Annotated in this window: 13 protein-coding genes and 1 tRNA gene; 9 read left to right on the forward strand and 5 right to left on the reverse strand. The window is 35.5% G+C overall.

The window, feature by feature from the left end:
* Positions 1-75 precede the first annotated feature (75 nt).
* The 4 genes from LU301_RS03650 to rpsF form a co-directional block, all read right to left on the reverse strand.
* A complete protein-coding gene (locus LU301_RS03650; RefSeq protein WP_305272632.1) occupies positions 76-1,383 on the reverse strand; it encodes a L,D-transpeptidase family protein in 1,308 nt (435 codons plus the stop codon).
* 140 nt (positions 1,384-1,523) lie between these two features.
* Positions 1,524-1,970 (reverse strand): 50S ribosomal protein L9, encoded by a 447-nt coding sequence (gene rplI / locus LU301_RS03655; RefSeq protein WP_305272636.1) that lies wholly within the window; start codon positions 1,968-1,970, stop codon positions 1,524-1,526.
* A 9-nt stretch (positions 1,971-1,979) separates the two neighbouring features.
* Positions 1,980-2,207, reverse strand: a complete 228-nt coding sequence (rpsR, locus tag LU301_RS03660) for a 30S ribosomal protein S18 (RefSeq protein ID WP_305272639.1) — start codon at positions 2,205-2,207, stop codon at positions 1,980-1,982.
* Positions 2,208-2,221: 14 nt separating this feature from the next.
* Complete coding sequence (gene rpsF, locus LU301_RS03665) at positions 2,222-2,611, reverse strand: 30S ribosomal protein S6 (protein ID WP_305272642.1); 390 nt, start codon at positions 2,609-2,611, stop codon at positions 2,222-2,224.
* A 215-nt stretch (positions 2,612-2,826) separates the two neighbouring features.
* Between rpsF and glnE the strand changes: the two genes are divergently transcribed.
* The 6 genes from glnE (at position 2,827) to LU301_RS03695 (ending at position 10,745) form a co-directional block, all read left to right on the forward strand.
* Positions 2,827-5,574 carry a bifunctional [glutamate--ammonia ligase]-adenylyl-L-tyrosine phosphorylase/[glutamate--ammonia-ligase] adenylyltransferase gene (gene glnE, locus LU301_RS03670; protein WP_305272645.1) on the forward strand — a complete coding sequence of 916 codons (2,748 nt, stop codon included), beginning with the start codon at positions 2,827-2,829 and terminating at the stop codon, positions 5,572-5,574.
* A 58-nt stretch (positions 5,575-5,632) separates the two neighbouring features.
* Entirely contained in the window at positions 5,633-6,559 is a 927-nt protein-coding gene (locus LU301_RS03675; protein WP_305272647.1) for a branched-chain amino acid transaminase, read from the forward strand.
* A 73-nt stretch (positions 6,560-6,632) separates the two neighbouring features.
* Entirely contained in the window at positions 6,633-7,016 is a 384-nt protein-coding gene (locus LU301_RS03680) for a cytochrome b562 (RefSeq protein ID WP_305272650.1), read from the forward strand.
* Between the two features lie 697 nt (positions 7,017-7,713).
* Entirely contained in the window at positions 7,714-9,060 is a 1,347-nt protein-coding gene (gene gdhA / locus LU301_RS03685; RefSeq protein WP_305272653.1) for an NADP-specific glutamate dehydrogenase, read from the forward strand.
* 79 nt (positions 9,061-9,139) lie between these two features.
* Positions 9,140-10,447 (forward strand): ammonium transporter, encoded by a 1,308-nt coding sequence (locus LU301_RS03690; RefSeq protein WP_305272656.1) that lies wholly within the window; start codon positions 9,140-9,142, stop codon positions 10,445-10,447.
* A gap of 124 nt (positions 10,448-10,571) precedes the next feature.
* Complete coding sequence (locus LU301_RS03695; protein ID WP_305272660.1) at positions 10,572-10,745, forward strand: hypothetical protein; 174 nt, start codon at positions 10,572-10,574, stop codon at positions 10,743-10,745.
* Positions 10,746-10,800: 55 nt separating this feature from the next.
* Here LU301_RS03695 and LU301_RS03700 read toward each other — a convergent pair.
* A tRNA-Ser gene (locus LU301_RS03700) sits at positions 10,801-10,890 on the reverse strand.
* A 138-nt stretch (positions 10,891-11,028) separates the two neighbouring features.
* Here LU301_RS03700 and LU301_RS03705 point away from each other — a divergent pair.
* From LU301_RS03705 to LU301_RS03715, 3 genes are all read left to right on the forward strand, one after another.
* Complete coding sequence (locus LU301_RS03705) at positions 11,029-12,075, forward strand: DNA/RNA non-specific endonuclease (RefSeq protein WP_305272663.1); 1,047 nt, start codon at positions 11,029-11,031, stop codon at positions 12,073-12,075.
* 8 nt (positions 12,076-12,083) lie between these two features.
* Positions 12,084-12,338, forward strand: coding sequence for a hypothetical protein (locus LU301_RS03710; RefSeq protein WP_305272666.1), 255 nt, complete (start codon positions 12,084-12,086; stop codon positions 12,336-12,338).
* Between the two features lie 89 nt (positions 12,339-12,427).
* Positions 12,428-13,198, forward strand: coding sequence for a hypothetical protein (locus LU301_RS03715; protein WP_305272669.1), 771 nt, complete (start codon positions 12,428-12,430; stop codon positions 13,196-13,198).
* The last annotated feature ends 64 nt before the right edge of the window (positions 13,199-13,262 follow it).

Here is a 13,262-nt window from a genome sequence, read left to right on the forward strand (position 1 = left end):
ATTATACACTTTAAAGATCAATAGCACTATTATAGATAGTGCTATTGTTCAAGATACTATTTTGAAGCTTAGTAATTAATCAACAAAACGTACTTTTACACCTTTTTGTACATAATTACCTAAGTTATTCGCATCCCAGTTACTTAAACGGATACAACCATGTGAGTTATTAGTTGATATTTTTGATGGGTCTGGTGTACCATGAATACCAAATGATTTTTTACTTAAACCGATCCAAATATTACCCACAGGACCATTTGGACCTGGTGGTAAAGATAGTGGTTTCAGGTTATTGCCTTGTACAAAGTTACTTGGAGAGTAGCTATACCATGGATTACGTGCAACTCCAGTAATGGTATGTTCACCAACAAGTGCCTTAGGGTCATTACCAAACGTAGCAGGGAATGAACCTACCATTTGGTTTTTGCTATTAAATAAATATAATTGTTTTGCGGTTTTATGTGCCACAATTAAAGTAATATCAGCAGGTAATTTGTTGTGTACGTTAGCAACAATGATTTTTTCACCAGCGACAAATTTTGCATTTGGGTTTAAGCGTTTTAGATAAGCTTCATCTAAATGGAATTTCTCACCAATCATTTCGCTAACACGCGTGTAGCCTAAATGTTTCATTTTGGCTTTTTCACCATAATCAGAAGGCATAGAATTAACATACAATTTTTTATCTACATCAGCGGCTGAAATGGTGTACTCTACAAATACATTTTGACTACCATTAAGTTCAACCAATTTATCCCAAGTTACTTTATCTAATTTACCTGTTTTAGGTAATCCATAAATCACTTGGAATGCACGAATGGCTTTGTCTGTTTTAGGACCTGACGAAGCATCAATTGCTCCTGCAGGAGAGTAGGCATTATCAAGCATGACTTGTGCTTTAGCCATCATATTGGTAGTTGGCGTTGCTGACCATTGAGCATTATTTAATGCTTGTAATGCACTTGCATTGCCAACAGAAACTTTTGGCTTATCTTTTGCAGGCTGTTCTTCTTTAGGTTTGTTTGTTGGTGTTTCTTCATCTGTAGGAGATGTAGCAATTTCTGTATCATCACTAGGTGGTGTTGTTGCAGAATCAATAATAATCTCTTTTTGTTCGGTTGATTCTACGCCACTCTCTTCGGCAACTTTTGCTTTTTTATCACGTTTAAAGAATGATTTTTTAGTTGGCTCTGTGGCTATTTCTTTTGAGGTTGTTACAGTTTCCTCTGGTTTTACTTCATTTAATACCAAAGGGTCATATTGCGAAGTTTTGAGTTCTTCTGGTGCTGATAAGATTAATGGTTGCTCAACTAATGATTGAGCATAGAGTGGACTGGCGATTAAAGCACTTAAGCTTATAGCGATTAGAGTACGATTAAACATCATTTTTCCTACACAATAAATAAAAAATATCGTTTGTTAAGTATTACAGAAATAGCAGTAAAAATCAGCTATTGATTTGTAAATTTTGATAAAAAAAGAGAATGTACTAGACATTCTCTTTTTCGATGTATCAATTTGAATTATTCAGCAACAATTGTTACTAATACTTCAGCAGTTACATCATGATGTAATTGAATCGCAACATTGTATTCACCAACATGGCGTAATAAACCATTTGGTAAACGTACTTCTGAACGATCTACAGTTAAACCAGCACCTGTTAAAGCATCAGCGATATCACGAGTACCGATAGAACCAAATAATTTGCCTTCATCACCAGCTTTTGCAGTAATCACAACATTTACGTCGTTTAACTGTTCAGCACGTGCTTGAGCAGCAGCTAATACTGCAGCTTCTTGTTTTTCAAGTTCAGCACGGCGAGCTTCAAATGCAGCAGTATTTGCTTCAGTTGCAGCAACAGCTTTACCTTGAGGGATTAAGTAGTTACGACCATAACCTGCTTTTACAGTTACTTTGTCGCCTAATTTACCCAAGTTTTTGATACGTTGTAATAAGATAATATCCATAGCTCAACCTCACTTATGATTGTCAGTGTAAGGAATCAACGCTAAGTAACGAGCTTGCTTAATTGCAAGAGCTAATTGACGTTGGTAACGAGCTTTAGTACCAGTGATACGGCTAGGAACGATTTTGCCGTTTTCAGTGATGTACTGTTTTAAAGTATCGACATCTTTATAATCGATATACGCAACATTCTCAGCTGTGAAGCGGCAGAACTTGCGACGACGGTAGAAACGTGCCATTGAATGTTCTCCTATTATGCTTCAGCTTCTTGAGCTGCTTGTTGTTGAGCTTCTTCACGTTGAGCTTTACGAGCACGTTTTTCTTCAGCACTCTTTGCAAGTAAAGATTCTTCAGTAATTGCATTAGAACGGCGAATTACTAAGCTACGAATGATTGCATCATTGTAACGGAATAATTCTTCTAATTCGTCTAAAGTTGTTTGAGCACATTCAATATTGAATAATACATAGTGTGCTTTGTGAATTTTGTTGATAGGGTAAGCTAATTGACGACGACCCCAATCTTCTAAGCGGTGGATTTGACCATTTGCTTCTTGGATAAGATTAGTGTAACGCTCAACCATGCCACCTACTTGATCGCTTTGATCAGGGTGTACTAAAAGTACGATTTCGTAGTGACGCATTGTCAGCTCCTTATGGTTTAAACAGCCTTCTTACTTTAATATCAATGGTAAAAAAGCAAGGAGAATAATCATTTATTTTTTATCTAAAAACATTTACAATGACATAAATGTTCCATTAAACAAGTTAAATAAATGAGTTGCAAAATTGCAGTTGCATATTCTATCAGCTTTTTGCATATTAAACAAGCGAAATTAGTGATGAAGTTGGGGTATTTATGTTAGATGTTCATCAGTTAAAAAAAACTTTTGTAGCGAGTACTTACGCTGAACAAGTTTATCAGCAACATCAATCGCTGATTGAGCAAGATGAGCAACAGTATCCATTTGAACAATTATTAACAACTTCACAAATTGAGCAAATTGTTCATCATCAATTACAAGAGATAGCAGATGAAGCGGGTTTTATGCGTGCATTACGTATTTTGCGTGCTAGATTAATGTTTCGCTGGATTTATCAAGATGCCAATGCTTTAACTAATATCATTGATTTAACACGAGAATTATCAGATTTTGCTGATTGTTGTGTGCGAGTGGCGAAAGATTTTGCTTACCCAATTTTAGTGGCAAAATATGGTGAACCAATAAGTGATGATGGGCAGTTACAAGATTTAATTGTGATTGCGATGGGGAAACATGGAGCAAGAGAATTAAATTTATCAAGCGATATTGATTTGATTTTTGCTTTTGATGAAAATGGTACAACCGATGGACGAAAATGTGTTGATGTACAACAATTTTGTATTTTATGGGGACAAAAATTAATTTATTTACTGAGTCAAATTACGGCTGATGGTTTTGTATTCCGTATTGATATGCGACTACGTCCTTGGGGAGATGGTTCACCTTTGGCATTGAGCTATAATGCTTTGGAAAAATATTTAATTCAACATGGACGTGAATGGGAACGTTATGCATGGATTAAAGCACGAGCTATTACGGGTGGACAACAAGCTAAGGTACTGATGGATATGACACGTCCGTTTGTATTCCGCCGTTATGTTGATTATTCAGCTTTTGAAGCTATGCGTGATATGAAAACAATGATTGAAAAGGAAGTGCAACGCCGTAATTTGTGTGATGATGTTAAACTGGGTGCTGGTGGGATTCGGGAAATTGAATTTATCGTGCAAGTTTTTCAATTATTATATGGGGGTTCAAAAAAAGAATTACAGGATAAAAATTGTTTGGTGAATTTACAACATTTGGCAGATTTACAATTATTAGAAATACAAGTTGCTAATGATTTACGTCAAGCTTATTTATTTTTACGCCGTGTAGAACATGCAATTCAGGCTTTTAATGACCAGCAAACTCAATCATTACCAACAGATATTGATGTGCAACAACGTATGGCAAATACGCTTAATTTTGCTGATTGGCAAGATTTTTTACAGGTTTTAAATCAACATCGTGCAATTGTACAACAGCAATTTGATGTACTAATCCGTGAAAATTTTGATGATCATAATGAACAAAATGAGCAAGATATCAATGGTCAATTATATACAGTTTTGGATAGCGAAACGCAAAAAATGGTAGATAATTTTTGGAATAGTTCAAGTTTACAAAAATTACCTGTTAAATCCTTAGAGCGTTTAAAAACATTTTGGGTGTCTTTTAGTCAAGCTATTATTCAATCGGAGCAACCACAGCAAGCATTATTGCGTTTAATGCCATTGATTGAAAGTATTTTACGGCGTAGTGTATATTTTGTGATGTTGGTTGAAAGTAAAGGAGCATTGCAACGTTTGGTTAAAATGGCAACCGTTAGTCCATGGATTTGTGATGAGTTAAGCCATTATCCTGTATTGCTTGATGAGTTTTTATCGATGGATTTTGAATTACCACGCCGTGAGTATTTACAGGATAATTTACGCCAACAATTATTACGCATAGAAATCGAACAAGTGGAAGATTTTATGCGGGTAATCCGTCTATTCAAAAAAAGTCATGTATTAGCAGTGGCGGGGTGCGATGTATTAGCATCGAGTCCGTTGATGAAAGTATCAGATGCTTTAACTGAAATTGCTGAAGTAACCATACAACAGGTGCTACAATTTGCTTATCAACAAGTGGTACAACGTCATGGCTATCCGCTTGATGTCCATGGTCAGCGATGTTCGGTAGATTATTTAGCGTTTGCCGTGATTGGTTATGGTAAATTAGGTGGTATTGAACTAGGTTATGGTTCAGATTTAGATTTAGTTTTTATTCATCAAATTGATGAGCAAAGCGAAACTGATGGTAAAAAATCAATTAGTGGATTGCAATTTACCACAAAAGTGGCACAAAAGTTTATGACATTAATGACGACTCAAACGCTTGATGGACGTGTTTATGAAATTGATACACGATTAAGACCATCTGGTGATGCGGGAATGTTAGTTAGTAGTTTAACTGCTTTTGAACATTATCAACGTCATAAAGCATGGATATGGGAACATCAAGCCTTAGTGCGTGCAAGAAGTATTGCAGGTGATGAACAATTAAGAGCTAAATTTGAACGATTACGTATTGAAATTTTAACACAAAAACGTAATGAGCAAGAAGTACGCAATGAAGTATTAAAAATGCGTAATAAAATGAAAGAGCATCTTGGTTCGTCAAAACAGCAACAAGAACAAGGTATATTTCATTTAAAACAAGACTCAGGTGGTATCGTAGATATTGAATTTATGACACAATATGCGGTCTTAGCATGGGGTGGACAATATCCACAACTTGCTCATTATTCAGACAATGTAAGAATTTTAGAAGATACCGCTCAAGCAGGGTGTGTATCATCAACAGAAGCTCAAGCACTGATACAAGCTTATCTCTTGCAACGTGCAGAAAGCCATCGTTTAGCATTGGCAAATCAAAAGTTAGTCGTGCAAGCGGTGCAATGGGCAGAAACTCGCACCGTTGTGGCAAGGTTGTGGAAACAATTGATAGACCCAACCGCACAGGTAGATTTTAATTGATTGATTTATGTTTATGATTTGCATATAATCAATAAACTATATTTTTGGAGTATAACTGATGAATTTAGCAGACCGTGATGGCTTTATTTGGCAAGATGGTAAATTAGTTGAATGGCGTAGTGCAACAACACACGTTTTAACACATACATTGCACTATAGTATGGGCGTATTTGAAGGTGTGCGTGCGTATGAAACACCAAATGGTACAGCAATTTTTCGTTTGCAAGATCATACAAAACGTTTATTGAATTCGGCTAAAATTTTCCAAATGGACGTGCCATTTACACAGGCTGAATTAGAACAAGCACAAATTGATGTGGTGCGTGAAAATAAATTAAGTGCAGGTTATTTACGTCCATTAATTTATATCGGTTCAGAAAAATTAGGTATTGCAGCAACAGGTAATAGTATTCGTACGATTGTGGCGGCATGGTCGTGGGGTGCTTATTTAGGTGAAGAAGCAATGACGAAAGGTATTCGTGTTAAAACATCGTCATTTACTCATCATCACCCAAATGTAACCATGTGTAAAGCGAAAGCATGTGGTAACTACACGGTATCAATTTTAGCTCATCAAGAAGTGGCTCGTTGTGGCTATGATGAAGCGATGTTGATGGATCCACAAGGTTTTGTATGTCAAGGCTCTGGTGAGAATGTATTTCTAGTGAAAGATGGTGTATTACATACGCCTGATTTAGCTGGTGGTGCATTAGATGGTATTACACGTCAAACGATTATTACTATTGCGAAAGATTTAGGTTATGAAGTGGTGGAACGCCGTATTACACGTGATGAATTTTATATCGCTGATGAAGCATTCTTCACAGGTACAGCAGCAGAAGTAACCCCAATTCGTGAATATGATGACCGTCCAATCGGTAGTGGTACACGTGGTCCAATTACTGAACAAATTCAAAAAGTATTCTTTGATGCAGTTCAAGGACGCAATGATAAATACGCTCATTGGCTAACTTATGTAAAATAATTTAAATTATTTTCTTGAATGAATAAGCGGTTTATTGTGAACCGCTTATTTTTTGGAATATGAGAGATAAAAGATGATGAAACAAATCATGTGTATTGGTTTATTTACGATGATGAGCCTAACTGCCAGCCAAGTATATGCCAGCCCCTTAGCTCAAGAAATGAAAACCATGTCGCAACAATTAAAAGCATTTGATAAGGCAAAAGATGAAACGAAGGCTTTGTCGGCTTTAAATCAATTTCAAATGGCGTTAAATAACGCAAAAGCCGAAACGCCACGCAAATTAAACAGCCAAAATGCGAGCGATTTACAGGTTTATCATACGCTATTTGACGATTTAAATGCTGAAGTGGAGCAAGCGAAAGCATTGATTGAAGCAGGTAAGATTGCTGAAGCTAAAAAATTAATCAAAAATATGAAAAAAATTGCAGGTCAAGGACATCGTCAATATCATTAAAAATGATGAAAAATCCTTAATTTTGCAAAAGCCGTTATCATTAATATTTGATGGTAACGGTTTTTTATGGCATTATTTTCGCTCATTTCATCATTTTGTTAAAAAATGATGGCGTGATTATGGGGGAGTGAAAGGTGAATAATCGCAATAAAAAGTGAAATAAAAAGATTGACAATGGATAAATCAAGTGATTTTAAAAAAAAAATTAAAAAAATAAATAATTGAATAAAATGTCAAATCACGATAAAAAATAGTAAGTTGATGGATAATTCAAATGATGGTGTCAGGTCGTTAAAAATAAGTCATTGATTTTAAGCATAAAATTAAAATTCAAATACATATTATACAATTATTCTATTTTTTGAGTGCATAACTACTATTTTTTAAAAAAATATTTTTCTTACATAAAATATGATTATAATTACAATCCTAAACCTTGCATTCATTACGGTTTTAATAACTAATGTTAAATGAATATTTTGTAGCAAATAAAGAGCGTAACAACTGCCAACAAAATAGTCAAAGTGTTTAGGTTTAGGATTGTAACTCTTAACTAATACTACATTGATAATAGTGTAATAAATACACAAAATATTGATATGTAGATACGATAATTTTCTCATAGAATTATTGTAAAAATCTATTAAACTTTAGTATTAGTTTTGATAATTTTATTTTTAACTTGGAGTTTATCCTTATGTCAAAGTACAAATCAGTACAAGAGTTCTTAGATTACGTTAAAGCTCGTGATGGTCACCAGCCAGAATTTTTACAAGCAGTAGAAGAAGTAATGACGAGCTTATGGCCATTCATTGAAAAAAATCCACAATATGCAAATCAAGCATTATTAGAGCGTTTAGTTGAGCCAGAGCGTGCAATCCAATTCCGTGTAGCATGGGTTGATGACAAAGGTCAAACTCAAGTAAACCGTGGTTTCCGTGTACAATTTAACTCTGCAATTGGTCCATTTAAAGGTGGTTTACGTTTCCATCCTTCTGTAAACTTATCAATCTTAAAATTCTTAGGTTTTGAGCAAGTTTTCAAAAACTCTTTAACTACATTACCAATGGGTGGTGGTAAAGGTGGTTCTGACTTTGATCCTAAAGGTAAGTCAGATGCTGAAGTGATGCGTTTCTGTCAAGCATTTATGATTGAATTATATCGTCATATTGGTTCAAATACTGACGTTCCAGCAGGTGATATCGGTGTGGGCGGTCGTGAAGTTGGTTTCATGGCAGGTATGTATAAAAAATTAAGCAACGATACATCTTGTGTATTGACTGGTAAGGGTTTGTCTTACGGTGGTAGTTTAATTCGTCCAGAAGCAACAGGTTATGGTACTGTTTATTTTGCTGATGAAATGTTAAAAACACGTGGTGAAAGCTTTAAAGATAAAGTAGTAACAATTTCTGGTTCTGGTAACGTTGCTCAATATGCTGTTGAAAAGTGTTTACACTTAGGTGCAAAAGTTGTTTCATTATCTGACTCTAATGGTACTGTGTATGTTGCAAATGGCTTCACGACTGAATTATTGGCAGAAGTGATGGAGTTGAAGAACGTAACACGTGGTCGTATCGAAGATTTTGCTAAGAAACACGGTTTTGAATATTTTGCGGGTAAAACACCATGGCATATTAAATGTGACATCGCATTACCATGTGCAACGCAAAATGAGTTAGATACTGAAGATGCGAAAACATTATTAGCAAATGGTTGTATTTGTGTGGCTGAAGGTGCGAATATGCCATCAACTTTAGGTGCAGTTGAAGAGTTTATTAAAGCGAAAATCTTATATGCTCCAGGTAAAGCATCTAATGCGGGTGGCGTAGCGACTTCTGGTTTAGAAATGTCTCAAAATTCAATCCGCCGTAACTGGACTGCTGAAGAAGTTGATGCAAAATTAAAAGACATCATGATTAGCATTCATGAAAACTGTGTGAAATATGGTAAATCTGAAGATGGTTTCGTAAACTATGTTGATGGTGCAAACATTGCTGGTTTCGTAAAAGTAGCTGATGCTATGCTAGCTCAAGGTGTGTACTAATCACATTTGACTAGGTGTCACATTCACAAAAAATGAGCTAGAAAGAAATTTTTAGCTCATTTTTATTTTGGAGATAAACATGAGAAGAATCGCTTTCTTGCTCTTGGGGCTTAGTTCGTCATCAGCATTTGCCAATACCGAAACATGGTGGCAACCGTTTTCCGCACTCAACACAGGCGACACAGCGTGGGTGATGATGGCAACCATCTTGGTGCTATTTATGACCGTGCCAGGTTTGGCGTTATTTTATGGCGGAATGGTGCGTAAGAAAAATGTACTCAGTACCATGATGCACAGTTTTTCAGCAACCGCATTGATCGGAATTTTATGGGTGGTTATCGGCTATTCACTGGCATTTACCGAAGGGAATTGGTTTATTGGCGGTTTTGAGCGTGTGCTGTTACATGGTATGAGCATTGATTTAGTAAATCAACAATTAACCATCTCACCTAATGCCCCTACTATTCCAGAATCTGTCTTTATGCTGTTTCAAATGACCTTTGGCATCATTTCTGTAGCCATTATTTCAGGTGCATTTGCTGAACGTATCAAATATTCTGTCATGATGTGGTTTTCAGGCTTGTGGTTTTTGCTGGTGTATGTACCGATTTGCCATTGGGTGTGGGGTGGTGGCTTTATGGCACAAGGCGGTGTACTGGATTATGCTGGCGGTACAGTGGTGCATATTAGTGCAGGGATTGCAGGTTTGGTTGTTGCGATTATGCTCGGTAAACGTGTCGGACACGGTAAAGAAGCTATGCCACCGCATAATATGGTGATTACGCTGATTGGTGCAGGGATGTTGTGGATTGGTTGGTTTGGTTTTAACGCAGGTTCGGCAATGTCCGCTAGTGCATCAGCAGGAATGGTGATGGTGGTTACCCAAGTTTCGGCAACGGCAGGGGCATTAACATGGTTGATTTGTGAAAAAATTGCAGGGCATCGCACATCATCATTAGGTTTGGTTTCAGGAGTTGTGTCGGGATTGGTCGGTATTACACCTGCTGCTGGCTTTGTTGATACTACAGGTGCGTTGTGTATCGGCATTTTAACCACGATGGGTACATTTTTATCAGTATCGATTATGAAACATAAATTGGGTTATGATGATTCTTTAGATGCGTTTGGTATTCATGGTTTTGGTGGAATTTTAGGAGCAATATTGACAGGGATATTTTTTAATAATGAAATATTTGCAGGGGATAAACAGATTTTTACACAAATTTTTATTCAGATTAAAGATGTTATTATTACCGTAATTTATAGTGGCGTGATGAGTATTTTAATTTTAACTGTGGTCAAAAAAATCTGTAAAGGTTTGCGTGTTGAATATGATGATGAACGGGCAGGGTTAGATGTTAGTATTCACGGTGAACGCGTGGAATAAAGGATTGGATAAGACAAGGATGTTTTGACTCAATTTGGTTAGTGTCATGGTTAAGGTCATGATTGAGATGTAAAAATAGTGGTGTTATAATGACCATATTATTTTTATGTGTCGGAGAAAACAAATGATTATTGATATTGCACCTGTGTATGAACAACAATCTAATGTCAAAATTGATATTCCTCGTATGGAACAAGCATTACAAAGCGAGCGTTTTTTAATGCCTCAAGGGTTAAGTATGGATGAAATGGAAGCATTTATTTTAAATGTAGCGAGACAGAGTCGTGAAGTTTGGTAAAACAATTATTTTATAGAAAAGATTTACACATTTAAATTATATTAAACATAAAGTTTGGCGGTGAGAGAGGGATTCGAACCCTCGATACGCGTAAACGTATACACACTTTCCAGGCGTGCTCCTTCAGCCACTCGGACACCTCACCATATAAGATATTGAGTGGATTGAAATCATAACTAAAAAAATGGCTTTTGCCAAGTGATTTTTTTAAAATATCCAATTTTATGCTAATATAAGTGAGTTTAGAATTTACCTTATAGTATGAAGAGAGAAGAGATAAGTCATGCACTACAATAATCAAGTTAAAAAGATATGTTTATTAACAGTCGGTTTTTTTTTAACAGCTTGTAATGGTTATCAATTACCTTTAGATATAACCTATAATCAAGAGCCAAGTTATTGTTGGGAGCAATTTTATCAACAAAATCCACCAGATATCCAAAAAGCTAATCTGAAAAAACTTAATTATGCGTTGTGTTATCATGGTTTTAATATGGTATATTCAGGTGTATCTAAAACACCATTGTGGGTTGCAGAACATTTAACACCGACTCGTCTCAGTACACCATTAAAACGTCAAGATCATTTCCATGAAGAAGAACGAATTGATAAAGAACATCGTTCATTATTAACTGATTATCGTGGTTCAGGTTTTGACCGTGGACATATGGCACCGAATGGCGATATGTTTGATGAACAATCGCAATATGATAGTTTTACTTTAACGAATATGGTGCCACAACATCCTAAAAATAATCAGAATATTTGGCGTGAAATTGAAGAAGCAACACGGGCAATGGTGCGTAAGCAACAGCAAGAAGTATATGTTATTACAGGTCCATTATTCGAGAAAAAACAGTTGCAAGCGATTGGCAATGGCGTGTTAGTACCAACGGCAGTATTTAAAGCGGTTTATTATCCTAAATTGGGTGTGGTAAGTGCTTATTATACACCGAATGATGATTCACAAAGATATGAAATTATGAGTATTTGTGCTTTAGAGCAAAGAGCAGGTATCAATTTATTTCCTAAAATGAACCAAGATATGAAACGGGAAATTTATAATTTACCATTAAATGCCAATGCGGTGAAAAGTAATCGTATTATTGAACTTAAGGCGATTGACCGTAAAAGCACTTGTGCCAATCCTGTAAGTGATGCCGAATTAGAATGGCAAAAACAACAATTTAAATGGGAAAATTTTAAGACCTTGCGTTATAGTACCATGCCACAAGGTTTATTTACTGAAACACCGCCTGAGCAAACAGTAAGTGAACAAATGGTAAATACGGCATTATTAAAAGTTGTGCGTATATTAAAAGATGAGTGAGAATATTGATGTTTAAAGTATATCAGGGTAATGAATCGTGTCAATTTGATGATTTGACGGTTGAAAATCAAGCAGATGTAATTAATATTTATGGAAATTTACAGCTTTATCAAGACCGCCAAAGTTTAGTTCAAGCACAACAATTATTAGCATTATTACAAGATGTGGTGCAACATTTACAGGGTTTGGAACAACAGCAAAAATTAGTAGATAAGATTAATATTAAACCTACTCGTTGGGTGGATAATCCTTTTGATTTTTGATATTAAACATGGTGTTATATGATTGCAATCAGCTTATAGATATGATTAAATGTCATGCTATAAATCTAACATCACAATAGGTGATTTTTATGAATAAGTTGATGAGTATCACGATATTAAGTGGATTTTGTGGTTTGTTTTCAGGTTATACAATGGCAGACCATACAAATGTTCAATATCGTATGTATGATGTTGTTGAAAATATTGCAGTTCATTATCCTGAGCAAAAATGGGCAATTCCTGCTCATCAGCAAATGTTAGTTTTTCCAATGGCAGGGGATATGATTAATAAGGATAATAAATATCCAGTTCGTGAAGTGGTAATACCGATCAATGCAGTTAAGCCAATCGATATTACAGCACAGCTTTCTCAAACTGGTACTGATATTAATCCTGTATTATTGCTCAATGTATCTGAAGCAAGTATTATTACTACATCTCAACCAATGATGGAGCAAGAGAAAAAGGATTTAAAAATTAGTTTGCAACAAAATCATTTACAGTTTTTTTCAGATTATGGTCAATATGTAGAATTTGCTTTATATTGTCCAAGTCATGAGCGTAAGCAGGAAAAGCAAGGTGATTTTATGTTATTTTTAAATCGTACGAAGTTGAATGAAACCATACAAAATCAATTGCTTAAACAAGGTGCAATAACATTAATAGATTATAAAAAACATCGAGATGTATTGAAATCTCTAACTTGTACGACTGATTTATATCCTGTTTTGGATGATATGTTGATTGTATTTTTGGATAGTCAGCAAGTAGAACGGCATACTACAACCAAGCAGAATAAACATCAATATGCGTGGACAGCAGTGCCATTCCCATTGCAAATCGTTTTTGGTGATGATTGATGATATAACGTTATTCTCAACTTATAGTAAGTTATTGATTTTGTGTAGTGATTATTAGGTAAAC

The organism is Moraxella sp. ZY210820 (genome assembly GCF_030674635.1).
Taxonomy (GTDB): Bacteria; Pseudomonadota; Gammaproteobacteria; order Pseudomonadales; family Moraxellaceae; genus Acinetobacter.